Here is a 22,633-nt window from a genome sequence, read left to right as displayed (position 1 = left end):
ACCGTGAACGGAACCCCCATGCACACCCCCACGCAGGACCCGCGCCGCTGGATCGTGCTCGCGATCCTCTCCGGCAGTCTCCTGCTCATCTCGATGGACACCACGATCCTCAACGTGGCCTTCCCCTCGCTCGTCGGCGACCTCCAGCCGGGCGCCGTACAGCAGCTGTGGATCATCGACATCTACGCCCTCGCCCTCTCCGGGCTGCTCGTCACCGCCGGCGCCCTCGGTGACCGCTGGGGCCGCAAGCGGCTGCTCATGGCGGGCTTCGGCATCTTCGCCCTCGCCTCGCTCATCGCCGTCTTCTCCACCGAGGCCTGGCACGTCATCGCGGCCCGCGCCCTCCTCGGCGTCGGCGGCGCCGCGATCATGCCCTCCACCCTGTCGATCCTGCGCAGCGTCTTCACCGACGCCAAGGAACGCGCCTTCGCCCTCGCCGTCTGGGCCGCCGTCTTCGGCGGCGGCATGGCCTTCGGCCCCGTCGTCGGCGGCCTCCTCGTCCAGGACTACGGCTGGCACTCCGCCTTCCTCCTCAACCTGCCCGTCACCGCGGTGATCGTCGCGGCCGGCCTGCGCTACCTCCCCGAATCCCGCTCCCCGCGCTCCGCCGGACAGTGGGACTGGACCGGCGTCGGCCAGTCGATCGTCGGCATGCTCGCCCTCGCCGGCGGCATCAAGCAGCTCGGCAAGAGCGGCGTAGCCGACCCGCTGCCGTGGGCCCTGCTGGCCCTCGCCGTCATGGCGCTGACCCTGTTCGTCCGCCGCCAGCTCCGCGTGGACAACCCGCTGCTCCAGGTCCGGCTCTTCACCAAGCCCGCCTTCAGCGTGGCCGCCACCGCGATCTTCCTGCCCATGGTGGGCATGGGCGCGATCCTGTTCCTGGTCACCCAGTGGTTCCAGTACGGCCAGGGCTACACCCCGCTGGAGGCGGGCCTGCGCCTGCTGCCCGCCCCGCTCGCCCTGATCTGCGCCTCGATGGTCGCCCCGAGCCTCATGCAGCGCTTCGCGATCCGCCACGTGCTCGGCGGCGGCCTGGTGGTCCTCGCCGCGGGCATGGCCCTGCCCTGGACCCTGCAGCAGTTCACCGGCCTCGGCTACCCCGCCTTCGCCGTCGCGCTGACCATCATGGGCCTGGGCGCGGGCATCGCCACCACCGTCGCCTCGGTGACCCTGATCTCCACGGCCCCGGCCGACCAGGTCTCCAGCGCCGCCGCCATCGAGGAGACCTGCTACGAACTCGGCTCGGCCATGGGCGTCGCCATCCTCGGCTCCACCGCGGCCACGCTCTACCGGGGCAACCTCCCGGCGCTGGACCTGGACGCCCCGACGCTCGCCGCCGTACGGGACTCCGTGGGCGAGGCCGCCCACACCGCCGAGCAGCTCGGCGGCGGCCTCGGCCGCACCCTGCTGGAGGCCGCCTCGCAGGCCTACACCCTCGCGATCACCCCGGCGTTCCTGCTGGCCGGCGTCCTGGCGATCGCCGCCGCGGCGACCACCTGGACGCTGATCCCGCGCGACCTGCGGCCGACCGAGAACCACTAGCCAGGACGTGCGGGTGCCGTGGGCGTACGCGGCCTACGAGGCGGCCGCGTACGCCCACACCGCGCGCATCGCCTCCGGGGCTGGCGACGGGCCGGTCAGCTCCCGCTGGGTCAGCAGGATGGTGACGGCCCCCGTCGCGGGGACGATGTGGGCGGCGGTCCCGGTGCCGCCGACCCAGCCGTAGCGGCCCGGCACGTTCCACGGCTCGGCCGGCGTGACGTCGACCGACCCGCCGAACCCCCAGCCCTGGCCCTCCAGGAACAGAGCGGCCCCGGCCCGCTGGGCCGGGGTCAGCCAGTCGGTGGTCATCCGCCGCACCGCATCGGGCGACAGCAGCGGGCCGCCCCCGTCGAGCAGCATCCGGGCGAAGCGGTGGTAGTCGTCCGCCGTGGAGACCAGCCCGCCCGCGCCCGACGGGAAGGCGGGCACGGCGCTCCACTGCCCGTCGGGGGCGTCCACGAGGTCGAGGCCCCCGTCCCTGCCGGCCCGGTACAAGTGCGTGAACCGGCCCGACTGCCCCGCCGGCACGGCGAAACCGGTGTCGGGCATGCCCAGCGGCTCGAAGATCCGCTCCGCCAGGAACTCCGGCAGCGAGCACCCCGCCACCCGGGCGATCAGCACCCCCAGCACGTCCGAGCAGGTGTTGTACAGCCAGGCCTCGCCCGGCTGGTACAGCATCGGGATCCGGCCCAGCACGGCCATCCACTCGTCCGGCCCCGCGACCTCCCGCGGCCGCGGCGGGCCCTGGCGCAGCTCGCCGAAGAGCGGGGAGACCGCCGGCAGCGCGAAGTCGGAGGGGAAGCCCCACCCCGCGCGGAAGGTCATCAGGTCGGCCACCGTCACCGGACGCTTCGCCGGGACCACCTCGTCGACCGGGCTCCCGGGCGTGCGTACGACCAGCGGTGCGGCGATCTCCGGCAGCCAGGGCGTCACGTCGTCGGTGAGCGCGAACCGGCCGTCCTCCACCAGCATCATGACCGCCGCCGCCGTGACCGGTTTGGTGAGGGAGGCGATCCGGAAGATCGAGTCGCGGACCATCGGCGCCTCGCCCCCGGCGTCCGCGCCGCCCACGGCGGCCACTTCGGGCTCCTTGCCGTCGCCCCGGTCCACCAGGGCCACCGCCCCCGGCAGGGTCCCGTCGTCCACGTACGGCTGGAGGATGTCGGTCAAACCGGTCACGAGCCCGCCCTTTCGAGAGACTGTCCTACGGAGTCCCACAGCCCGCAGTGGTGCCGGGCCGCCGCGTCCACGGGGCGGATGCCGCCCGAGTCCCGCGGCGCCAGGGACAGTACGGCGGGGGAGCGCGGCCACCAGGGCCCCGCCCCGGGGGCGTTCGGATCGCCGGTCGCCGCGAACCGGGTCCAGTAGCCGGTCATCCGCTCCGCGAGCACCCGCTGCGCGGCGCTCATCGGGAGCACGGTGTCGAAGAGGTAGGGGAGTTCGGCCCCGTGCGAGGCCCCGTACGGGAAGCCGGGCACCGGCGGCAGCCCGGTGAAGTCCGGTGCGTGCCGGTCGTCGAACGCGTAGTCGTACGTCGGCACGTGCCGCGCCAGCGCACGGCTGTCCCGCAGCTGCGGGCAGACGAAGGAGGCGTCCGTCAGCACCGCGGCGAAGGCCAGCGCGGGCGTCGGATGGGCCGTCACCGGGTAGGCGTCCTCCACGAGTCCGGCCCGCGCCCCGAACGCGGCGCGCAGCCGGGCCCGGTAGGCCTGCGGGCCGTCGACCGGGTGGGCGGCCAGGGTCTGCCCGAGGAAGATCCGCATCTCGTCGCGGGTCGAGCCCTGCACCACCGGGACCCGGTGGAACTCCCCGCGTTCCAGGGCCCGCCGGGGCTCGGTGGGGAGCAGCGGGGTGCCGTAGGACACCGCGGAGAAGAGCGTCATGAGCTCGGGCGTCACCAGGGCCTCCGGGGCGAGGCCGCGCAGGCACTCCAGTACCTCCTCGTCCGCCGGCCGGCCGCAGCCGAGCCGGACCGCCGCCGCGGTTCCCCGGGCCACGGTCAGGTGCTCCGGCACGAACGGCTCGTAGGCGGGCAGCGCGGGGAGCAGCGAGTGCGCCGGGACGGTGAGCGAGCAGGAGCCGCTCTGCACGATCGCCCGGTGGAACAGGCCGGCCGAGGCGGGGGAGGTGAGGTGCAGGCAGACGCTCAGGCCGCCCGCGGATTCGCCGAACACGGTGACGTTGCCGGGATCGCCGCCGAAACGGGCGGCGTTCGCCCGCACCCAGCGCAGGGCCGCCTGCTGGTCGGCGAGCGCGAAGTCGGGGGCTCCGTGGAGCGCGGGATGCCCGAAGAGCCCGAAGACCCCGAGCCGGTAGTTGACCGTGACGACCACGGCCCCGGCGCCACCCGATCCACCCGATCCACCCGGTCCACCCGCCGACGCCAGCCGGCCGGGCCGGTACGGATCCCCGGCACCGTTCATGAACCCGCCGCCGTGGAACCAGACCATCACGGGCCGGGGCGGGGCGCCGGTTCTTCCGGCGCGGCGCGAGGGGTCGGGCGTCCGCGCGGCAGCGACCGGACCCGTTGGGCCGGTCGCCCCCGGTGGGAGCACCGGCTCCGGGTGGGCGCCGGGTCCGATCCCGGCGGTGGGCCAGGGGCGTGCGGCGCCGATGGCGTCGCCCGGAACCGTGACGTTGAGGAACAGACAGTCCTCCGAGCCGCTCGGGGAGCCCGGCCCCACCGCGGGCAGCTGCACGCACCGGGCCCCGGGCGCACCCGCGTCCCGCACGCCCGCCCAGGGCACGGCGGGCTCCGGGAGCCGCCAGCGCAGCGGCCCGGTCGGCGGGGCGGCGTACGGGATCCCCTCGAAGGTCCGGTACCCGGCGGCCTCCCGCCCGCGCACGGCTCCCCGGTCGGTGCCGACGACAGGCCGCTCGGCGGCGCGGGCGCGGGAGCCGGGGCCGACACCCACGCCCGGACGGTGGCCGGTCCGGACGGTCCCGGCTCCGGCCCCGGCCCCGGCCCCGGCTCTGACTCCGGCTCCGGCGAACGGCGCGGAGCCGGTCCCGGATTCGTGACCGGGACCGGCGGACGGGGCGGCCCACGCCGTGGTGGACGGGGCGCACGCCACGAGGAGGAGGGTCAGCAGCAGGGCTCCCGGGGACGCCATCAGCGGCCCCTCGTCAGCACGCCCCGGACGAAGGCCGCCTGCCCCGCGTGCTGGAGGTCGTCGCCGATCACGCTGACCAGCCGCACCCCGAGGGTCACCGGCGGGTCCCACCGCTCGTCGACCACCCGGTCCAGATCGGCGGCGGACAGCCCCTGAAGGAACCGCCCCGTCTGCGCGTGGACCGCGTCGAAGTACCCCAGCAGGAGCTCCCCCGAGTCGACCCGGACGGCCCCGGCCTCGTCGGCGGTGTGCCCGTAGCCGGTGGACCCGGGCGGCAGCGGGAGCCCGAACCGCTCGTCCCAGCCCTGCGCGTGCCAGACCTGCTCCCAGCCGGCCGCATCGGCCACGTGGTCGTCCTGGATCCGGGTCAGGTGCCAGACGAGCCAGGTGATCGAGTTCGCACCGGGATCGATCCGCGCGTCCAGCCGCCCGGGCTCCAGCCCCTCGACCGCCTCGTGCACCACGCCATGGATCCGGCCGAACGCGTCGGCCAGTACCTCCGTACCCTTCATGCCCCCACCATGCCCACGGCGGGCGCCGACCGGGCCCGCGGCACCGCGGGGGACCCCCGTTTGCCCGCCCCGAATGGCGCAGCGCGGCCGGGTGCCGCTGAATGTAACAAAGCGTGCGCTTCCCATGACGCACGATGACCGGCGCGCGATGTGTAGACCCGCGCGTCGGCGAACGGAGCTTTCCATGAATGACCCGATCACGCTCGCCGCGACGGAGTACGAAGAACCGCGCCGGCTCCCCGACACCACGGCCGTCCGGCCGTCGGCCCCCGACGCCGACGACCTCGACTTCGGCCCCGAGCCCGGCGCCCGGACCGAGTCCGGGACCGGATCCGGGACCGCTCCCCAGGCCGAGGCCGGTCACCAGGCCGGTCCCGGGGCAGGGGGCGCACCCCGCCCGGACCCCGCACCCCGGCCCGCGGCGCCACCCGCGCACACCGTCCTGGAGACGGCCGCCACCGGCCGCCCCGTACGGGAGGTCACCGATCTGGTGAACCTCCTCAAGGACTCCGGACAGGTCCCCAACCCCGGACACACGGCGCTGCGCGCGGCCGCCGTCTCCCGGCCCGTCCACGAGGTCCGCGAGATGGTGACCCTGCTGGGCGAGCCCCCGCACGAGCTGGTCGAAACCGACATCACGCTGCGGGCCGCCGCTCTCGGCCGGCCCATCGAGGACGTGGCCCTGCTCGTCAGCATCCTCGGCACCGGCGAACAGCCCCCGCAGCACCGCCCCGAGCAGGCGGAGTGGGTACGGACCCCCCTCCACCAGCCCACACCGCAGGCACAGGCGCAGTCCCAAGCCCAGGCTCCGGCCCGGGGCCCGTCCACGGCCGCGGCCCGGGGCCCGGCACGGCCGGGGGCGGGCGCCCTGCGCCACATACTGCGCTGGCCGGTGGCCCTCGCACTGCTCCTCTGCGGTGCGCTGCACGTGCCCGGCGATCTGGCGGGCCTGGCCTCCGGCGACCCCGGCGGGCTGCTCGCCCTGACCGTCACCCTGCTCTGCCTGACGGCCGGCGCCCTGCTCGCGGTACGGGACACGGCCGGTGCGTGGCGGGCCGGCGCGGTGGTCGCGCTCGGCGTGGCCGCGCTCCACGTGGTCGGCGGCGTCGCCGGGTTCGACCCGCTCGGCGGCGCGGTCGGCGGCTCCCTGGAGTGGGCCGGCATCACCGCGGTGCTGAGCGCGGCGGCCGGCGCCGTACTCGCCGGCCTGGCCCTGCAGTTGCGTCCGGCGGCCGACCCGGCCGACGGCGCCTGACCCGGGCGGAGAGGGGGCACGGGTTCCGCGACCCGGGCCCCCTCTCCGCCGTTTCGCCGCTTCGTGGAGGGAGACACGCGATGGACCCGGTGGCCGCGCTGGACCGGATCGCCTTCCTGCTGGAACGCGCCCAGGAACCGACCTACCGGGTCCAGGCCTTCCGCACGGCGGCCGCCGCCGTCGGCCGGATGGGCGCGGACGAACTGGCCGAACGGGTCGGCGCCGGCACCCTCGAAGCGGTCAAGGGCATCGGCCCGAAAACCGCCCAGGTCGTCCGCGAAGCCGTCGGCGGAGCGATCCCCGCGTACTTGCAGGGGCTGGAGGAGAAGGTCGCGGCCCACCCCGCGGGCCCGCCGCCCAGCCCCGAGGCCCTCGTCCTGCGCGCCGCCCTGCGCGGCGACTGCCATCTGCACTCCGACTGGTCCGACGGCGGCAGCCCCATCGAGGCGATGGCCCGCGCCGCGGCCGCCCTCGGGCACGAGTGGGCGGTGCTCAGCGACCACTCGCCGCGCCTCACCGTCGCCCGGGGCCTCTCCCCGGAGCGGCTGCGCGAACAACTGCGCACGGTCGCCGAACTCAACGCGACCTGGGCCCCGTTCCGGCTGCTCACCGGCATCGAGTGCGACATCCTCGACGACGGCTCGCTCGACCAGGAACCGGAACTCCTGGCCGAGGTGGACCTCGTCGTCGGCTCCGTCCACTCCAAGCTCCGGATGGACGCCCCCGCGATGACCCGGCGGATGGTCGCCGCCGTACGCAACCCGCACCTCGACGTCCTCGGCCACTGCACCGGGCGGCTGGTGACGGGCAAGACCCGGCCGGAGTCGGAGTTCGACGCCGAGGCCGTCTTCGCGGCCTGCGCCGAGTCGGGCGCCGCCGTCGAGATCAACAGTCGCCCCGAGCGGCTCGACCCACCCCGCCGGCTGCTGCGGCTCGCCGTGGCCGCGGGCACCCTCTTCGCCATCGACACCGACGCGCACGCCCCGGGCCAGCTCGACTGGCAGACCCTCGGCTGCGAACGCGCCCTGGAATGCGGGGTGACGGCCGACCGGGTGGTCAACACCCGGTCCGCGGCCGACCTCCTCACCTGGACCCGGACCCGCCGACTGCCGTAGCCCCGGCAGCCCCGGCAGCCCCGGCGGAGCCGGTAGACCGGACGGACCCGGTAGCCCCGGCGGAGCCGGTAGACCGGACGGACCCGGTAGCCCCGGCGGACCCGGCGGCCCGGCCTACCCGTCGGCACCGCCGTCCGTCCGGGACGAGGTCAGGGTGAAGAGCGCCCCGTCCGGATCGCGCAGCGACACCCACCGCTCGGTCTCGCTTGTCCCGGTCTCGGACACCGCGCGGCCGCCGAGCGCGACGGCCGCCTCCACCGCCGGCTCCAGCGCGGGCACCCGGAAGTGCACGTGCCAGCGCGGCCGGGTGTACGGGCTGTACGAGCCCGGCTCCACGGGACCGCTGTCGAGGCGGGCCACCGGCTCCCCGTCCTGGCGCAGCACCACGCGCTCCTCCTCGTAGGCGACCTCGCAGCACCCGGCGCGGCCGGTGGCCCACTCCAGCACCTCCCCGTAGAAGATCGCCGACTCGAAGGCGTCGCGCGTGCGCAGCTCCAGCCAGGCCGGTGCCTGCCCCGAACCGACCCGCCAGCCCGAGGAGACCTGGCCCTCCCAGATCCCGAACACCGCCCCGTCCCGGTCCGCCACCAGCGCCCCGCGGCCCCCCGACTCGAAGGAGACCGGGCCGACCGCGATCGTGCCGCTGCGCTCCCGGATCCGGTCCACCGCCACGTCGGCGTCGTCGACGGCGAAGTACGGGGTCCAGGCCACGGCCACCGCGAGGTCCCCGGCCAGCGCCCCGATCCCGGCCACCGGCATGCCGTCCAGTTCGGCGACGGAGAAGGCCTCGCCGAGCCGCGCGGGCCGGAACCGCCACCCCGCGACCTCCCCGTAGAACCGCTGCGCCGCGCCGAGGTCCCGAGCCATCAGGCTCACCCAGCACGGGGCCCCGAAGACGTCCCTCGTCGAAATCTCCACCGTTTGCTCCGCCCTTCACCGGGGCGCGGTCAGCGCGCCGTCCGAGCACAAGCAGTAGCGCCCCCGCCCCGGCCCTGGCCCGCAGGCGCGCCACCGGGACCACCGGCCGTGGGGCACGGATATCCCCTTGGCGGCACCCGGACGGCGCCCTAGGGTGCCGCCTATGACGATCATGAATTCCAAGGACATCGATACAGCGGTGTCGCTCACCACCCGGGCGCTGCGGGAGGTGGCGCACCTGGACTGGGACGCGCCGGCCGCCGGCCTGGAGTGGAGCTGCCGAGACACCGCCGTCCACGTGACCGAGGACTTCACCGCCTACGCCGCCCAGCTCACGGTCCGCGCCACCGATGCGTACGTCCCGCTGGAGATCCGGGCCGAGGAGGGCACCGGCCCGGCAGGCCTGGTCGACATGATCGAGGCCTCCGGCGGATTCCTGTCGGCCGCCGTGGCCCTCGCCGGACCCGGTGCCCGCGCGTGGCACCCGTACGGGGACGCGGGCGCGGACGGCTTCGCGGCGATGGGCGTCGTCGAGGCCCTGCTGCACACCCGCGACATCCTCGGCGGACTCGGCGTCCACGACTGGGAGCCGGACCCCGCACTGGCCGAACGGGTCCTGGACCGGCTCTTCCCGCACCTCCCGCGCGGCCACGAGCCCTGGCGGACCCTGCTCTGGGCCACGGGCCGGGGCGAACTCCCCGGCCTGGACCGCCTGACGGCCTGGCGCTGGTACGCCGACCCCGTCGAGGCCGAGCGCGTACTGCTCTGCCCCATGTCCCCGGCGATCGCGGCCGACCTGCAAGCGGGCGGCAACGGCGGCTTCGCCTGGGTCGGGGACGGCCCCCTCGACGACACCCGTGAGGCCGCCGGGATCGTCACGAGGGCACGCGAGGAGGGGACCTACCGGGCGGGCTGGGGACCGTACGTCATCGTCCGCACGAGCGACCGCAGGGCCATCGGCGGCATGGGCTTCCACACCGCCCCGGACGCGGACGGCCGCGTCGAGCTCGGCTACGACCTCGTCCCCTCCGCACGCGGCAACGGCTACGCCACCGAGGCGCTGAAGGCCCTGTCGGCCTGGGCCTTCGGACGGCCGGGCGTCACCCGGCTGGAGGCCACGACGGACGAGGACAACGCCTCCTCCCGGGCGGTGCTGGGGCGGGCCGGTTTCACCGGGGCCGCTACCGGGGAGGGCCTGGTCCGGTACGTCCTACGGGGCTGAGCGGTGCCCGGGCACGCCCCGGGCCTCCCGCCGTGCCCCCGGCTCGGAAAGCAGGTCGCGCATGGTGAGTTCCCAGGTCCCGCTGATCGATCTCGGCCCGTGGCGCACCGGCGGGCCCGAGGCGCGCCGCCTGGTGGCCGCCCGGGTCGACGAGGCGCTGCGGACGGCGGGCTTCCTGCTGGTGGCCGGGCACGGGGTGGACCCGGAGCTGCCCCGGCGGATCCGGGAGGCGGCGCGGACCTTCTTCCGGCTCCCGGCCGCCGTCAAGGCCCCGTACGCCGTCGCGGTCGGCGACCGCGGCTGGCTCGGCCCGGGCGCCGAGGCCAACAGCTACGCGGAGGGCGCGGCCTCCCCGCCGGACCTCAAGGAGTCGTGGTCCTGGGCCGCGGAGGAGCCGACGGGGATCGCCTCGGTGGACGCCGAGTGGTTCCGGCCGAACGCCTGGCCGGCCGAAGTGCCCGCGCTGCGCGGGCTGGTGACGGAGTACCTGGCCGCGATGCGGGCGCTCTCCGACGAGCTGCTGGAACTGCTGGCCACCGCCCTGGGCCTGGGCACGGACCATTTCACCCGCCACACCGGCCACCCCACCTGGGGGTTCAACGTCAACTGGTACCCCGGTACCGAGATCGTCGGGCCGCCGCTGCCCGGCCAGTTCCGCATCGGAGCGCACACCGACTTCGGCACCGTCACCGTCCTGGACCGCCAGCTGGGCGCCGGCGGACTCCAGATCCACACCGACGCCGAGGGCTGGCAGGACGCCCCGTACGATCCGGCCGCGCTCACCGTGAACATCGGAGACCTGATGGCGCGCTGGACGGGCGACCGGTGGCGGGCCGGCCGCCACCGGGTCCTGCCGCCGCCCGCCGACGCGCCCGCCGAGGAACTGATCTCGCTGGTCTACTTCTACGAGTGCGACCCGCACACCCGGGTGGAGTCCCTCCCGGCACCCCTGGGGCTGATCGTGCACGAGCCGGTCGACTCGCACGTCTACCTGCGGGCGCAGCTCGACGCGATCACCGTTCCGGCGGGGGATCCGGCAGGGGGCCGGTAGGGAGAACCGGGGGCCGGTCAGGCGGGTCCGGGGGACTGGCCAGGGCCTGGTGGAGGCCCTGCGACGGCCCGGTGGCAGCTCTTCGGCGCCCCTGCCGCGGCCCTGCGACGGTCCCGCGGGGGACCCGATTACCCGATGTCCGGCGCGTTCGGCAGGATGGGAGCCATGACCGAGATCCGTACCCCCCGCCTCCTCCTCCGCCGCTGGTCCGAGGACGACCTCGTCCCCCTGTCGGAGATCCTCGCCGACCCCGAGGTGATGCGCTGGATCGGCGACGGCGAGACCCTCGACCTGGAGGAGACCGCCGAGACCATCGAGCGGTGGGAGGACGAGTGGGACGAGGAGGGTTTCGGGATCTTCGCCGTGGAGCTGCTGGCCTCCGGCGAGCTGATCGGAGCCGTGGGGCTCTCGATGCCGTGGTGGCTGCCCGAGGTCCTTCCCGCGGCCGAGATCACCTGGCGGCTCGGCCGTTCCTACTGGGGGCAGGGCTACGGCTCCGAGGCGGCCCACGCCACCCTGGAGTTCGCGCTCCAGGACCGGGGCCTCGACCGGGTCGTCGCCGTCAACCGGGCGGGCAACGACGAGTCCGAGAACGTGATCCGCAAGCTGGGCATGACCGCCGAGAAGGACATCAACCACCCGCAGACCCACGCGCTCCTCAACCTCCACGGCATCGACCTGACGGAGTACGAGGGCTGAGCCGCGCCCCAGCTGCGCCCCCGTCCCGCGCAACCAGGCCGGGCGCGTCCCCGCATCGACCGATCGGCTGACCCCGCTGTCGGCCGCCGGGCCGAGCGGTCGGGCGGCCTCACGAGGTGAGGATGGGTACGGGGGAGCGGGCGCACCACCGGCCCCGCCCCCGGAACCGAGAGGGGCCCCGCCCATGCCGCAGCACGACCGCCCGCACCCGCGCCGCCGCGTACGGGGAACCCGTACCGCCCTCGCGGCCCTCGCCGGAGCCCTGCTGCTGGGGGCCTGCTCCACCCCCGACACACCGGCGGCCGCCGCCCCCGCGGCCTCCTCGCTCCCGACGGCCGCGACCACCCCGGGAGGCACCCTGCTGGTCGCCGACTTCGGGGCCGACACCGTCACCTTCGTGGATCCGGAGCGCGGCGCGGTCGGCTCGGTGCCGGTCGGCAGGGCCCCGTACGGCCTGGTGGTCGGCGCGGACGGCCGGGCCTGGGTGGCCACGGCCGAGGGGGTCGCCGTCGTGGACACGCGTACGCGGACCCGGCTGGCCCTGATCCCGTACCGCACCACCGGCACCGGGCCCGTGACCGGCGGCGAGTACCGGGGCGGCGGCATGGGCATCGCGCTCTCGCCCGACGGTGCGCACGCGTACGCAGGGGTCAACGTGCCCGGGACCACCGGCGTCCTGGAGGTCATCGACACGGCGAAGACCGAGGTCACGGCGGTGGTCCCGGTGGGCCGGCGGCCCTTCGACGTGGACGTCTCGCGCGACGGCTCGGAGGTGTACGTCACCGGCCACGACTCCTTCGACGTCACTGTCGTGCCCGTCGGATCCGGTGGCGGAACCGGCGACGGCGGGGCGTCGGGGCCGCCGCGCCGCATCGAGGTGGCCCCGTACGGGACGGAGGGCGGCCTCGGTTCCTGGCTGAAACCGCACTACGCCGTCGTACGGCCCGCGGACGGGATGCTGCTGCTGCCCTTCGAGGGGGAGCGGCTCGCGGTGGTGGATCCGCGGACGGGCCGCACCACGGTGGAGAAGATGACCGCGGACACCCACCAGCACGGGGCCGCCGTCACGGCGGACGGCCGGCTGCTGGTGGTCGGCACGGGGGCGGTGGAACCGGGCCAGGGCAAGGGACCCTCCCTCACGGTCCGTTCCCCGGACGGCGCGGAGCGGGTGTATCCGCTGGAGGGGCCGCACGAGGACGTGGCCGTGTCCCGGGACGGGCGGACGGCCTACGTCACCGGCGGCTACACCCGGGACGGGTACTGGAACGGCATCACGGTCGTGGACCTCGACACCGGGAGCAGCCGCCGGCTCGCGGCGGGATCACGCCCCCTGGGCATCGCCGTCCTGGGGTGAACGGTCCCGGAGCGAACGGTTCCGGGGCGAGCGGCGTCAGGCCCCGCAGGTGTCCAGCATGGTGGAGAGCATCGCCTTCTCGGGCTCGGTCACGGTCAGCCCGTACGCGGACTTGACCGTGGTCCAGGCCCGCCCGTACTGGCACCAGGCCGTCTTCGACGGCGGCTGCCACTGGTCGGGACTCTGGTCGCCCTTCGAACGGTTCGAGGAAGCCGTCACCGCGAGCAGTTGGGGGCGCGTCAGATCGTTCGCGAAGGCCTTGCGCTTCGCGGCGTCCCAGCCCGCCGCGCCGGAGCGCCAGCCTTCGGCGAGGGGCACCATGTGGTCGATGTCCACCTTCGAGGCCTCGGTGACCACCACCTCGTCGTACAGGCTCTTCCACGTGCCGGACACGGCCTTGCACTGGGCGTCCCGGGTGACGTTCGCGCCGTCCCGCTGGAGGATGACCTCGCGGGTGTCGCACTTGTCGCCCTGCTCCGCCCAGTGCGTGAACTTGTCCCGGCTGTAGCCGGACATGGTTCCCGGCGGAGCCACCTTCAGCGCGGCCAGCTGGGTACGGGCCACGGAGACGCCGACCATGCCGGGGAGCACGTCCCCGGAGGCGGGCTTCCCGTCGGCGGGAGCCGGGGACCCGGCGGGGGAGGCGGGCGCGGTGGGCGTGGCGCTGCCCGGCTTCGGATCGTCACCGGGATCCGCCCCGGTCCCGTTCCCCGCTCCGGAACAGCCGGCGGCGGTCAGCAGCAGCACGGCCGCCAGTACCGCACCGGGCACACGCATCTGACGCCCCATGACCCCACCCCGAACCCCGCCGCACACTGTGTCGCGCGAAGCCTACCCACGCCGGACGGGGCCCGAAGCCAGCCCCGTTGGCCGAGCGATCGCGGAACGCTCCCCGTGCGCACGCCGGGTGGCGGCCGGGGCGGGTTCGGGCCGGCGGTGGCGGGGCCGGTGCGGGGCCCGTAGCCGTCGGGTTCAGGTGTCGTGGGTGCGGAGCCATGCCTCCAGGGCGGTGAAGTCGGCGTTTCCGAGGCCGGTTCGGGGGTCGACCCGGTGGAGGAGGGCCGGGCCGGGGTGGTGGGCGGCCACCCAGCGGCGGTCCGCGTCGCCGATCTCGTCGTCGACCCAGGCGAACGCCCGTCCCGCCGCCCGGGCGACGAGGCCGCCGGTCTTCCAGTGCACGCCGCTCCGGTAGCCGGCGCCGCCATGGGCATCCTCGGCGGCGGGCTCGGGCCACTCCATCACCGGCAGGGCCGGCAGCCCGAGCCGCGGGGACAGGCACAGGTTCGCGTCCTCACCCCAGGTCGTGGCCCACACCAGCTCGCACGGCAGCGCCGCGAGCCGGGGGCCGAGCGCCGGATCGACCCGGGAGAGGAGCACGGCGGCGCCGGCCTCCCCACGGCCTCCGGACCTCCAAGCGCTGCTTGGGGGTGCCATAAGCGAGGGTTATAGGGGCATAACCGAGGGGTGGGTGCCGGGTTAGGCTGCCCTTAGCTTAGGGTTCCCTTGATCGAGTCTTTCGCCGTTCGAAGGGAACCCAGCCATGCCTCGCCCCCTGCGGGTAGCAATCGTCGGTGCCGGCCCCGCCGGCATCTACGCCGCCGACGCCCTGCTGAAGTCCGAGGCGGCCGTCGAGCCGGGTGTGTCCATCGACATCTTCGAACGGATGCCGGCCCCCTTCGGCCTGATCCGCTACGGCGTCGCTCCCGACCACCCCCGCATCAAGGGCATCATCACCGCCCTGCACCAGGTGCTCGACAAGCCGCAGGTCCGCCTCTTCGGCAACGTCGACTACCCGAACGACATCAGCCTCGACGAGCTGCGCTCCTTCTACGACGCCGTGATCTTCTCCACCGGCGCCACCGCGGACCGCGCGCTCACCATCCCCGGTGTCGACCTCGACGGCTCCTACGGCGCCGCCGACTTCGTCTCCTGGTACGACGGCCACCCCGACGTGCCGCGCACCTGGCCGCTGGAGGCCGAGAAGGTCGCCGTACTCGGCGTCGGCAACGTCGCCCTCGACGTGGCCCGGATCCTCGCCAAGACCGCCGACGAGCTGCTGCCGACCGAGATCCCGGCGAACGTCTACGACGGGCTCAAGGCCAACAAGGCCCTCGAGGTCCACGTCTTCGGCCGTCGCGGCCCCGCGCAGGCCAAGTTCAGCCCGATGGAGCTGCGCGAGCTGGACCACTCGCCGAACATCGAGGTCATCGTCAACCCCGAGGACATCGACTACGACGAGGGCTCGATCACCACCCGCCGCTCCAACAAGCAGGCGGACATGGTCGCCAAGACCCTGGAGAACTGGGCGATCCGCGACATAGGCGAGCGCCCGCACAAGCTCTTCCTGCACTTCTTCGAGTCGCCCACCGAGGTCCTCGGCGAGGACGGCAAGGTCGTGGGCCTGCGCACCGAGCGCACCGAGCTCGACGGCACCGGCAACGTCAAGGGCACCGGCACGTTCACCGACTGGGACGTCCAGTCCGTCTACCGCGCCGTCGGCTACCTCTCCGACGAACTGCCCAAGCTGCCCTGGGACGTCGACTCCGGCACGGTTCCGGACGAGGGCGGCCGCGTCATCGAAGCCGGCGCGCACCTGGCGTCCACGTACGTCACCGGCTGGATCCGCCGCGGGCCCATCGGCCTGATCGGCCACACCAAGGGCGACGCGAACGAGACGGTCGCCAGCCTGCTCGCCGACCACGCGAACGGCAACCTGCTGACGCCGGCCGCTCCCGAGCCGGAGGCGGTCGAGACCTTCCTCGCGCAGAAGGAGGTCCGCTTCACGACGTGGGAGGGCTGGTACAAGCTCGACGCCGCCGAGAAGGCGCTGGGCGAGCCGCAGGGCCGCGAGCGCGTGAAGCTCGTCGAGCGCGAGGACATGCTCAGGGCGAGCGGGGCGTAGTCAGGTCCCCGTAGCCGGGCCGGCCGGTCCCGCCGAGTGCGGTCCCGGCCGGACGGCCGTGCGGCCGCACGGCCGTGCGGGCGCGTGAGCGCGTGCACGTGTGCGCGTCTTACGGAAGTCTGACGGGCGGGCGCGGACCCTGGCCGCCGGGGTGTCGCGGGTGGTCGAATCACCATGTGAGCACAGACCAGCAACCCGGCCCGGACCCGGATCCAAGCCCGGACGTCGCCGCGGAGCACGACTCCGACCCCGACACCGACCCCGACGGCCGCGGTGTCCCCGTGGGCCGGCGGCTGGTCCTCGGCACGGTGGGGCTCGGCGCCCTCGGTCTGGCCCTCGCGCCGAAGCTCCAGTCGGGGTTCGACGCCGTGCTGGGCGCGGCCGCGAGCAAGGACCCCACCGGGATCACCGGACTGCTGCCGGGCGGCGGCGGGTTCCGGTACTACTCGGTCGCCTCCTCGGTCCGCGAACGCGGTCCGGCCGATTACCGGCTGACCGTCGACGGCCTGGTCGAGCGCCCGGCCACGTACACCCTGGACGCGCTGCGGGCCCTGCCGCAGACCCGGATCGTCCGCGACGTCCAGTGCGTGACGGGCTGGCGGGTCCCCGCGACCCCCTTCGAGGGCGTGCCGCTCTTCCGGCTGCTGGACGCCGCCGGGGTCCGCCCCGAGGCCCGCGCGATCCGGTTCACCTGCTTCGACGGCACCTACACCGAGAGCCTCACGCTCCCGCAGGCCCGCCGCGAGGACGTCATGGTCGCCCTGAACATGCAGGACAAGCCCCTCGGTCACGCCCACGGCGGTCCGGCCCGCCTCTACGTGGCCCCCATGTACTTCTACAAGTCGGCGAAATGGCTGTCGGGCATCACCCTCACCGAGGACGTCCGGCCCGGCTACTGGGAGGAACTCGGCTACGACGTCGACGCCTGGGTCGGCAAGTCGAACGGACGCCGCGACGATGCCCCGACCGTCTGAACTCCCGGCCGGCCCCCCGGCCTCCGACGTGGACGACGCGGCCGGGCACCCCGCCCGCGTGGGCCGGTTCAGCCCCGCCCAACGGCTGGTCCACCTGGCCACCGCCGCCCTGACGGGCGTCTGCCTGGCGAGCGCGGCCTGCCTCTACCTGCCGCCCCTCGCCGAACTCGTCGGCCGCCGCCACCTGGTGGTCACCGTCCACGAGTGGTCCGGACTGCTGATCCCCGCCCCCGTCCTGCTGGGGCTCGGCTCCCGGGCCCTCCGCGGGGACCTGCGCCGGCTGAACCGCTTCGGCCCGCACGACCGCACCTGGCTGCGCTCCGCCCTGCGCCGCGACCGCCGGCCGGGGGCGCGCCCGGCGGGCAAGTTCAACGCCGGGCAGAAGCTCTACGCGAGCTGGAGCGCCGGGGCCGCCCTCGTGATGCTCGGCACCGGTCTGCTGATGTGGTTCACCGGGCTGGCCCCGCTGGCCTGGCGGACCGGGGCCACCTTCGTCCACGACTGGCTGGCCCTCGCCATGACGGCGGCCGTCGTGGGCCACGTCATGATGGCCGTCGGCGATCCGGAGGCCCGGCGCGGTATGCGTACGGGCTCGGTGGACGCGGGCTGGGCGCGGCGCGAGCACCCCCTGTGGCGCCCGCGCGGATCCTCCGCAGCACGGGCCGTACGCCCTACTCCGGCGGAACCGCCGCGTCCAGGGCGGCGGTGAGCCGGCGCAGGCGGTCCTGAAGGTCCTTGACCTCGGCGAGCTCGAAGCCGGTCGCGGCCGCGATGCGCCGGGGCACCTCGACGGCTCGCGCGCGCAGGGCCGTACCGGCCTCGGTGGGGCGTACGTGCACGGACCGTTCGTCGGCGGCGCTGCGCTCGCGCACGATCAGGCCGGCCGTCTCCAGCCGCTTGAGCAGGGGGGAGAGCGTGCCCGAATCGAGCCTCAGGTGCTGCCCGAGCTGTTTGACCGGCATCTCCCCGTGTTCCCACAGCACCAGCATCACCAGGTACTGGGGGTAGGTGAGCCCGAGGTCCTTCAGGACGACCCGGTAGAGCCCGCCGAAGGCGCGGTTCGCGGCGCCGAGCGCGAAGCAGATCTGGCCGTCGAGGCGCAGGAAGTCCTGGTCGGGGAGGGCGTCGGTCGGTTGCTCGGTCATGGGGGCCAGTGTACCCGGGGTGCCGTGTCAGCAATTGAATTGTGCACAACTGAATTGTGTGCCATATTGATGGGGCGAGGTCGTCGATCGACGGCCCCGCCTCCGCCCCCTGAGAGGACCCCCCGAGTTGGACGCGATCTACACCGCTGTCGCCACCGCCAACGGCCGCGAGGGCCGCGCCGTCAGCTCCGACGGCCAGATCGACCTGGCGCTGGCCATGCCGCCGGCCCTCGGTGGCAGCGGCCTGGGCACCAACCCCGAGCAGCTCTTCGCGGCCGGGTACGCCGCCTGCTTCGCCAGCGCCCTCGGTCTGGTCGGCCGCCAGGCCAAGGTCGACACCAGTGAGATCTCGGTGACCTCGGAGGTCTCCATCGGCAAGGACGGCGCGGGCTTCGGGCTGGCCGTCGTCCTGCGCGTGGAGCTCCCGGAGGCCCTGATGGGCGAGACCGGCACCCTGCTGGTCAAGCAGGCGCACGAGGTCTGCCCCTACTCCCGGGCCACGCGCGGCAACATCCCCGTCGAGCTCGTCGTCGAGTAGTCCGGTCGGTCCGGTCATCCAGGGCGGTGGCTCGGGGCAGGATGCCCGAGCCGCCGCCCTTTCGCGTCAGCGCGTCGTGCCCGCCGTGGCCCTAGCCCTAGCCGTAGCCGTTTGGGTATCCGCCGCCGTCGTCTCCGCAGCCCGCGCCGCGCGGGCGGTGAGGGCGGCGGCTCCGGCGTCGGTGAGGCGGCCGTGCAGGCGCAGGCGGGCGAATCCGCCGTCCGGGTAGACGTCGATCCGGGCGTGCGTGGCCAGGGCCGGCGCGGCGAGCGGCAGCCGGTGCGGGCTGTCGGGCTCCAGCCGGGTGCGCGGGAGGACCTGCGTCCAGGCGCCGTCCGCGCCGTCCTTGACGGACAGCGACACCCAGCCGGCCGCGTTCCCCTTCAAGTTCGCGGTGTCCACCTCCACCGCACGGATCTCGCACTGCCCGGCCAGCCGGTACGCGATCCAGTCGTTCCCCTTGTCGCGGCGCCGGCGCGTCTCCCAGCCGTCGTCCTGTTTCTGCGACAGCCCCGGCATGATCGTGTTCCCGGGGGAGGAGTAGAAACCGTCCGAGGCCTCCTCCACGACCCCACCGTTGACCACGCAGGCCACGTCCACCGTGCCGAGCAGGGCCAGCCATGCGGGGTCGGGCAGCACCTCGCCGTGGACCCGCAGGCGCGCGATGCCCCCGTCGGGGTGCTGGTTGATCCGCAGGTGCGTCCACCGGCGCCCGGACCCGACCGCGAACCCGTTCGCGGCGTGGCCGCGCACCGGCGTGCGGGGGACGATCTCCTCCCAGGCGTCCGGCCGTTCGAGGAGTTCGGCGGTCGAGGGTGTCCCTTCGAAGGCGGCCGCCCACACGCTGACCTGCTGCGGATGGTTGCCGCGGAAGTGCGCGGTGTCGACGACGATCCCGCGGATGATGCCGGGGGAGCCGAGGCGGATCAGCGCCCAGTCGTGATCGGAGTCCGTCGGGAACGGCTCGTCCGCGCCCGCCCCGCGCCGGCGCCGGGTCTCCCAACCGTCCATCACCTTCCCCTTGTTGCCGTAGTCGTGCACGTCGAAGACGGCCGGAGTGCGCAGCAGGAGGTTCTCCCGCTCGGCGAAGAACTCGTCGTTGGCGGCGATGACGCCCGCACCGAGCCGCCGGTCGGCGAGGTCGGTCAGGTGGGAGAAGTCGAAGGTGCCGCCGCGATAGTCGGCGTACGGGTCGCCCGACACGTAGGGGGCGGCGGCGAAGTCGGTGGTCGAGAGACGCATGTGCGAAAGCCTGCTTTCCGCTGTGGAGAAGGGAGTTGGGGCTCGGGGGGGATGTCTCGACTCTCGCCCACCGGGATTGCTCAGGTCCATCGATTGTTTTCGATCATTCCTTTCAGCAGAGCTGAAAGGTGCAGGCGAGCGACTCCTCGACACGAACCCTTCATCTGCTAGGTGAGACAGTCTGTTCTCGCTGTAGATGCGCGTTAAAAGGGCTGTTGCAGTCCGCATGCGCGACTCTGGATGAGGGAGAAAATTGCATGCCAAAGACAGTTCTGCGGCGCGCCGTCGCAGGTAAAGTCACTGGTCATCGGCGCCCTCCTGGCCCTTCTGGTGCCGGGATCGGCCTACGCCAACACGGTCGGTGTGACGGTGAAGACTCCGGGGGCCACCTCCGGACCCGCGGCGGCCTTCTCCGAGATCTCCACCCACGCGGACTGCTCCTCGGGGCTCATATCCGGTGGCGGTATCGACCAGGCCATCGGCACCGGGACTTCGTCCAACGGCAACAAGGTGAACGGCACTTCGCCCAGCCCCGACGGCAGCACCGAGTACACCGGCTCCACGGGCGTCGTCGGCACCGACGTGACGCACTGGCTCGGCATCGGCGGCAGTGGCGGCGCGGTCAACGCCTCGTTCTCCAGCACCCCTTACGCGATGTGCTTCACCAGCAACCTGATCAACCACACCCAAGTGGTGATGAACAAGGTCGCCGGCCCCACCACGGCCTCCACGGTGGGCCTCGTCACCGCCACCTGCCCGGCCAACACCCGCCTGCTCGGCGGCGGCGCCCGGATCACCCCGGCCGGCGTCGGCAGCCTGAAGCCGATCGCCTCCTTCCCCACCTTCAACGACGCCGGACACGCCTACGGCCAGAAGGCGGCGGCCGACGGCGAGACGAACCCCGACTCCTGGACCGCGGTCGGCTGGAACGGTGGAGGCGCCGGCAACGGCGGCCCCCTGCTGCACGGCGGCCACGGCGGCGGTCCCGCCGGCGAGAACGGCGGCCAGGGCGGCGGTCCCGAGGGATCCGGCGCCGGCGGTACCGGCGGCACCCAGACCGAGCACGGCACCGGCATCCGCACCAACCCGACCGGCGCGGGGGGAGGCAACGCGAGCGACATCGACCAGCACACCGGCCAGCCCAACCCCGGCTCCGGCGGGACCGGGGGCAACGGCGGCCGCGGCGGCAACGGCGGCGGAGGCGGTGGCGGCGGCTGGCGCGGCGGTGGCGGCGGCTCCGGCGGCGGCAACCCCGGCAACCTCTACGGCGCGGGCGGCGGTGGCGGCAGCGGCTACGCGGCCGGGGCCGAGGCCGGAGTCTCCGAAGCCTCCCTGCAGTCGGGCGTCCAGCACGGAGACGGCAAGGCCGTCATCTCCTTCCGCTACGGGACCTCGACCACCCTCACCACGGACACCGCCACACCACTGTTCGGGCACGCCGTCGCCCTGACCGCGACCGTGACGGGCTCCGAGGACCCGGCCGCCGCCCCGGGCGGGAGCGTCACCTTCTCGGAGGGGACACCACCCCGCTCGCCACCGTCGCACTCGACGGGGGACAGGCCCGCTTCACCACGAGCGCCCTGCGTCCCGGCACCCACCGGATCAGCGCCGCGTACACCCCGGACGCCGACCACACGGCGAGCTCCACCGGTGAACCGGCCGACCTCACCGTCGGATTCAGCCGGCCCTGCATCACGGACGACCACCGCGGACCGCTGACCGTGGCGGCCGGGGAATCGCTCTGCATCGCCTCCGGCGGAAGCCAGAACGGTCCGCTCACCGTCCTGCCCGGCGGCGCGCTGTCCGTGTCGGACGGTCAGGTCACCGGTCCCTTCTCCGCCGACGGGGCGCTCGCCGTGTCCCTCTGCGGATCCACACTGTCCGGCCCGGTCGGCGTACGGAGCACCAGCGGTTCCGTGGTGATCGGCTCCGCCGCGGACGCGGGGGAGGCCTCCGGCTGCGCCGGCGACGCGATCACCGGTCCGGTCACCCTGGAAGCCAACACCGGAGGCGTCGAGTTCGCGGGCGGCCGGCTCGTCGGACCGCTGCGCTGCGAGGCCAACGAACCGGCCCCGCGCGTCACCGCGACCACCGTCGTCGGACCCCGGTCCGGCCAGTGCCGGTGACCGCGGGCCGCCCGTAGCACCACAGCACCGGGGCCGCGCGGCCCCGTAGCACCGCGGGCCCGGCAGTACGCCGGGCCCGCGGAGCTCAGAACGTCCGGTCCAGCAGTGCGAACAGCGCGGACCAGTGCCGCTCGTCCGAGGTCGCGTGGTAGGAGCTCGTGTCGGCCAGGGTGTAGCCGTGCGCCGCGCCCTCGTACACCTCGGCCCGGTGGCGGACGCCCGCCGCCGAGAGGGCCTTGCCCAGCCGGTCGATCTCCTCGGCCGGCAGCGTCGGGTCCTGGTCCGCGTGGCCGAAGTACAGCTCGGCGGTGACCCGCGGGGCCACCAGGTGCGGACTGTCCGCCGCGTCCGTGGCCAGGAACCCGCCGTGGAAACCGGCCGCGGCCGCCACCCGTTCCGGGTACGTTCCCGCCGTGAGCAGGGCCAGCCGGGCGCCCAGGCAGTACCCCGTGATCGCCACCGGCCCGGCGGCCACCTCCGGGAGGCCCGCGAGCCGCTCCAGATAGGCCTCGGCGTCGCGCATCGCCAGCTCGGCGGTCAGCGACTCCAGGACCGGGCCCACCCGTTCGAAGAGCTCCGGCTGCCGGCCGAAGTCCACGAACTCCGGAAGCTCGAACACCGGTGCGCGCCCGTGGCGGTAGAAGAGGTTGGGCATCAGGACGACGTAGCCGGCCGCCGCGATCCGGTCCGCCACTGACTTGATGTGCGGCCGGATCCCGAGGGCGTTCACGTACAGCAGCACCCCGGGGTACGGGCCTTCGCCGTCGGGCCGGGCCAGATAGGCATCGGCGGCGCCGTCCCGAGTGGCGACCTCCACCGTCGTCCGGACTACCTCGCATGCGGTCGTCATGGCCGTCCCCCTCTTTCGTATGGCGAAGGCCGCAGACTACCGTGATCGGGCTCTTGCCCCGGAGTGTCCGGAAAC

Annotated in this window: 21 protein-coding genes and 1 pseudogene; 13 read left to right on the top strand and 9 right to left on the bottom strand. The window is 74.4% G+C overall.

Annotation, left to right across the window (positions count from 1 at the left end):
* Positions 1-18 precede the first annotated feature (18 nt).
* Entirely contained in the window at positions 19-1,542 is a 1,524-nt protein-coding gene (locus AC3IX6_RS01675; RefSeq protein WP_489368371.1) for an MFS transporter, read from the top strand.
* A gap of 33 nt (positions 1,543-1,575) precedes the next feature.
* Here the strand turns inward: AC3IX6_RS01675 and AC3IX6_RS01670 are convergent, their stop codons facing one another.
* Genes AC3IX6_RS01670 through AC3IX6_RS01660 form a run of 3 tightly spaced genes read right to left on the bottom strand, consistent with a single transcriptional unit; the run spans position 1,576 to position 5,167 of the window.
* Positions 1,576-2,721, bottom strand: coding sequence for a serine hydrolase domain-containing protein (locus AC3IX6_RS01670; RefSeq protein WP_489368370.1), 1,146 nt, complete (start codon positions 2,719-2,721; stop codon positions 1,576-1,578).
* Positions 2,718-4,655, bottom strand: coding sequence for a carboxylesterase/lipase family protein (locus tag AC3IX6_RS01665; RefSeq protein ID WP_489368369.1), 1,938 nt, complete (start codon positions 4,653-4,655; stop codon positions 2,718-2,720). Before AC3IX6_RS01665 ends, AC3IX6_RS01670 begins: the two co-directional genes overlap by 4 nt.
* Entirely contained in the window at positions 4,655-5,167 is a 513-nt protein-coding gene (locus AC3IX6_RS01660) for a mycothiol transferase (RefSeq protein ID WP_489368368.1), read from the bottom strand. Before AC3IX6_RS01660 ends, AC3IX6_RS01665 begins: the two co-directional genes overlap by 1 nt.
* Positions 5,168-5,351: 184 nt before the next feature.
* On the opposite strand from AC3IX6_RS01660, the gene AC3IX6_RS01655 reads away from it, so the two are divergent.
* Both AC3IX6_RS01655 and AC3IX6_RS01650 read left to right on the top strand, forming a co-directional pair.
* Entirely contained in the window at positions 5,352-6,422 is a 1,071-nt protein-coding gene (locus AC3IX6_RS01655; protein ID WP_489368367.1) for a hypothetical protein, read from the top strand.
* An 80-nt stretch (positions 6,423-6,502) separates the two neighbouring features.
* A complete protein-coding gene (locus tag AC3IX6_RS01650; RefSeq protein WP_489368366.1) occupies positions 6,503-7,537 on the top strand; it encodes a PHP domain-containing protein in 1,035 nt (344 codons plus the stop codon).
* Positions 7,538-7,651: 114 nt separating this feature from the next.
* Here AC3IX6_RS01650 and AC3IX6_RS01645 read toward each other — a convergent pair whose 3' ends face one another.
* Positions 7,652-8,404 carry a VOC family protein gene (locus AC3IX6_RS01645; protein WP_489371708.1) on the bottom strand — a complete coding sequence of 251 codons (753 nt, stop codon included), beginning with the start codon at positions 8,402-8,404 and terminating at the stop codon, positions 7,652-7,654.
* 214 nt (positions 8,405-8,618) lie between these two features.
* Here AC3IX6_RS01645 and AC3IX6_RS01640 point away from each other — a divergent pair, with 214 nt between their 5' ends.
* The 4 genes from AC3IX6_RS01640 to AC3IX6_RS01625 all read left to right on the top strand — a co-directional run bounded on the left by AC3IX6_RS01640 (position 8,619) and on the right by AC3IX6_RS01625 (position 12,781).
* Positions 8,619-9,677, top strand: a complete 1,059-nt coding sequence (locus AC3IX6_RS01640; protein WP_489368365.1) for a GNAT family N-acetyltransferase — start codon at positions 8,619-8,621, stop codon at positions 9,675-9,677.
* Between the two features lie 61 nt (positions 9,678-9,738).
* Entirely contained in the window at positions 9,739-10,728 is a 990-nt protein-coding gene (locus AC3IX6_RS01635; RefSeq protein WP_489368364.1) for an isopenicillin N synthase family dioxygenase, read from the top strand.
* Positions 10,729-10,893: 165 nt separating this feature from the next.
* The gene (locus AC3IX6_RS01630; RefSeq protein WP_489368363.1) at positions 10,894-11,427 is read left to right on the top strand and encodes a GNAT family N-acetyltransferase; all 534 of its coding nucleotides are present in this window, start codon (positions 10,894-10,896) and stop codon (positions 11,425-11,427) included.
* Positions 11,428-11,611: 184 nt separating this feature from the next.
* Positions 11,612-12,781 (top strand): YncE family protein, encoded by a 1,170-nt coding sequence (locus AC3IX6_RS01625; RefSeq protein WP_489368362.1) that lies wholly within the window; start codon positions 11,612-11,614, stop codon positions 12,779-12,781.
* Positions 12,782-12,817: 36 nt separating this feature from the next.
* On the opposite strand, the gene AC3IX6_RS01620 is transcribed toward AC3IX6_RS01625, so the two are convergent.
* Positions 12,818-13,570, bottom strand: coding sequence for an HNH endonuclease family protein (locus tag AC3IX6_RS01620; RefSeq protein ID WP_489368361.1), 753 nt, complete (start codon positions 13,568-13,570; stop codon positions 12,818-12,820).
* Positions 13,571-13,753: 183 nt separating this feature from the next.
* On the bottom strand, positions 13,754-14,215 hold the full coding sequence (locus AC3IX6_RS01615; protein WP_489368360.1) for a hypothetical protein: 462 nt from the start codon (positions 14,213-14,215) through the stop codon (positions 13,754-13,756).
* A 106-nt stretch (positions 14,216-14,321) separates the two neighbouring features.
* Between AC3IX6_RS01615 and AC3IX6_RS01610 the strand changes: the two genes are divergently transcribed.
* From AC3IX6_RS01610 to AC3IX6_RS01600, 3 genes are all read left to right on the top strand, one after another.
* The gene (locus tag AC3IX6_RS01610) at positions 14,322-15,683 is read left to right on the top strand and encodes an FAD-dependent oxidoreductase (protein ID WP_489368359.1); all 1,362 of its coding nucleotides are present in this window, start codon (positions 14,322-14,324) and stop codon (positions 15,681-15,683) included.
* A gap of 281 nt (positions 15,684-15,964) precedes the next feature.
* A complete protein-coding gene (locus AC3IX6_RS01605; protein ID WP_489371707.1) occupies positions 15,965-16,657 on the top strand; it encodes a molybdopterin-dependent oxidoreductase in 693 nt (230 codons plus the stop codon).
* Complete coding sequence (locus AC3IX6_RS01600; protein ID WP_489368358.1) at positions 16,641-17,366, top strand: cytochrome b/b6 domain-containing protein; 726 nt, start codon at positions 16,641-16,643, stop codon at positions 17,364-17,366. The genes AC3IX6_RS01605 and AC3IX6_RS01600 overlap by 17 nt, the downstream gene beginning before the upstream one ends.
* On the opposite strand, the gene AC3IX6_RS01595 is transcribed toward AC3IX6_RS01600, so the two are convergent.
* Entirely contained in the window at positions 17,329-17,802 is a 474-nt protein-coding gene (locus AC3IX6_RS01595) for a MarR family winged helix-turn-helix transcriptional regulator (protein ID WP_489368357.1), read from the bottom strand. The two genes, AC3IX6_RS01600 and AC3IX6_RS01595, sit on opposite strands and share 38 nt — an antisense overlap.
* A gap of 127 nt (positions 17,803-17,929) precedes the next feature.
* On the opposite strand from AC3IX6_RS01595, the gene AC3IX6_RS01590 reads away from it, so the two are divergent.
* Complete coding sequence (locus AC3IX6_RS01590) at positions 17,930-18,340, top strand: organic hydroperoxide resistance protein (RefSeq protein WP_250741571.1); 411 nt, start codon at positions 17,930-17,932, stop codon at positions 18,338-18,340.
* Between the two features lie 150 nt (positions 18,341-18,490).
* Here the strand turns inward: AC3IX6_RS01590 and alc are convergent.
* A pseudogene (gene alc, locus AC3IX6_RS01585) lies at positions 18,491-19,582 on the bottom strand (allantoicase); the annotation flags it as partial.
* Positions 19,583-19,945: 363 nt separating this feature from the next.
* On the opposite strand from alc, the gene AC3IX6_RS01580 reads away from it, so the two are divergent.
* Together AC3IX6_RS01580 and AC3IX6_RS01575 are read left to right on the top strand one after the other, a co-directional pair.
* Positions 19,946-21,301 carry a hypothetical protein gene (locus AC3IX6_RS01580; RefSeq protein ID WP_489368356.1) on the top strand — a complete coding sequence of 452 codons (1,356 nt, stop codon included), beginning with the start codon at positions 19,946-19,948 and terminating at the stop codon, positions 21,299-21,301.
* 2 nt (positions 21,302-21,303) lie between these two features.
* Positions 21,304-21,708 (top strand): hypothetical protein, encoded by a 405-nt coding sequence (locus AC3IX6_RS01575; RefSeq protein WP_489368355.1) that lies wholly within the window; start codon positions 21,304-21,306, stop codon positions 21,706-21,708.
* Positions 21,709-21,793: 85 nt separating this feature from the next.
* Here the strand turns inward: AC3IX6_RS01575 and AC3IX6_RS01570 are convergent, their stop codons facing one another.
* A complete protein-coding gene (locus tag AC3IX6_RS01570) occupies positions 21,794-22,558 on the bottom strand; it encodes a dienelactone hydrolase family protein (RefSeq protein WP_489368354.1) in 765 nt (254 codons plus the stop codon).
* Between the last annotated feature and the right edge of the window lie 75 nt (positions 22,559-22,633).

The sequence above is a fragment of the Streptomyces sp. GL_141 genome (assembly GCF_057834385.1).
This window is presented reverse-complemented; position numbering and strand designations above follow the sequence as displayed.

What these genes read in the sequence shown, in the direction of transcription:
- AC3IX6_RS01675 (WP_489368371.1), top strand. Translation starts at nt 19, where the DNA reads ATGCACACCCCCACGCAGGACCCGCGCCGCTGGATCGTGCTCGCGATC.
- AC3IX6_RS01665 (WP_489368369.1), bottom strand. Translation starts at nt 4,655, where the DNA reads ATGGCGTCCCCGGGAGCCCTGCTGCTGACCCTCCTCCTCGTGGCGTGC.
- AC3IX6_RS01660 (WP_489368368.1), bottom strand. Translation starts at nt 5,167, where the DNA reads ATGAAGGGTACGGAGGTACTGGCCGACGCGTTCGGCCGGATCCATGGC.
- AC3IX6_RS01655 (WP_489368367.1), top strand. Translation starts at nt 5,352, where the DNA reads ATGAATGACCCGATCACGCTCGCCGCGACGGAGTACGAAGAACCGCGC.
- AC3IX6_RS01650 (WP_489368366.1), top strand. Translation starts at nt 6,503, where the DNA reads ATGGACCCGGTGGCCGCGCTGGACCGGATCGCCTTCCTGCTGGAACGC.
- AC3IX6_RS01645 (WP_489371708.1), bottom strand. Translation starts at nt 8,404, where the DNA reads ATGGCTCGGGACCTCGGCGCGGCGCAGCGGTTCTACGGGGAGGTCGCG.
- AC3IX6_RS01640 (WP_489368365.1), top strand. Translation starts at nt 8,619, where the DNA reads ATGACGATCATGAATTCCAAGGACATCGATACAGCGGTGTCGCTCACC.
- AC3IX6_RS01635 (WP_489368364.1), top strand. Translation starts at nt 9,739, where the DNA reads ATGGTGAGTTCCCAGGTCCCGCTGATCGATCTCGGCCCGTGGCGCACC.
- AC3IX6_RS01630 (WP_489368363.1), top strand. Translation starts at nt 10,894, where the DNA reads ATGACCGAGATCCGTACCCCCCGCCTCCTCCTCCGCCGCTGGTCCGAG.
- AC3IX6_RS01625 (WP_489368362.1), top strand. Translation starts at nt 11,612, where the DNA reads ATGCCGCAGCACGACCGCCCGCACCCGCGCCGCCGCGTACGGGGAACC.
- AC3IX6_RS01620 (WP_489368361.1), bottom strand. Translation starts at nt 13,570, where the DNA reads ATGGGGCGTCAGATGCGTGTGCCCGGTGCGGTACTGGCGGCCGTGCTG.
- AC3IX6_RS01615 (WP_489368360.1), bottom strand. Translation starts at nt 14,215, where the DNA reads ATGGCACCCCCAAGCAGCGCTTGGAGGTCCGGAGGCCGTGGGGAGGCC.
- AC3IX6_RS01610 (WP_489368359.1), top strand. Translation starts at nt 14,322, where the DNA reads ATGCCTCGCCCCCTGCGGGTAGCAATCGTCGGTGCCGGCCCCGCCGGC.
- AC3IX6_RS01600 (WP_489368358.1), top strand. Translation starts at nt 16,641, where the DNA reads ATGCCCCGACCGTCTGAACTCCCGGCCGGCCCCCCGGCCTCCGACGTG.
- AC3IX6_RS01595 (WP_489368357.1), bottom strand. Translation starts at nt 17,802, where the DNA reads ATGACCGAGCAACCGACCGACGCCCTCCCCGACCAGGACTTCCTGCGC.
- AC3IX6_RS01570 (WP_489368354.1), bottom strand. Translation starts at nt 22,558, where the DNA reads ATGACGACCGCATGCGAGGTAGTCCGGACGACGGTGGAGGTCGCCACT.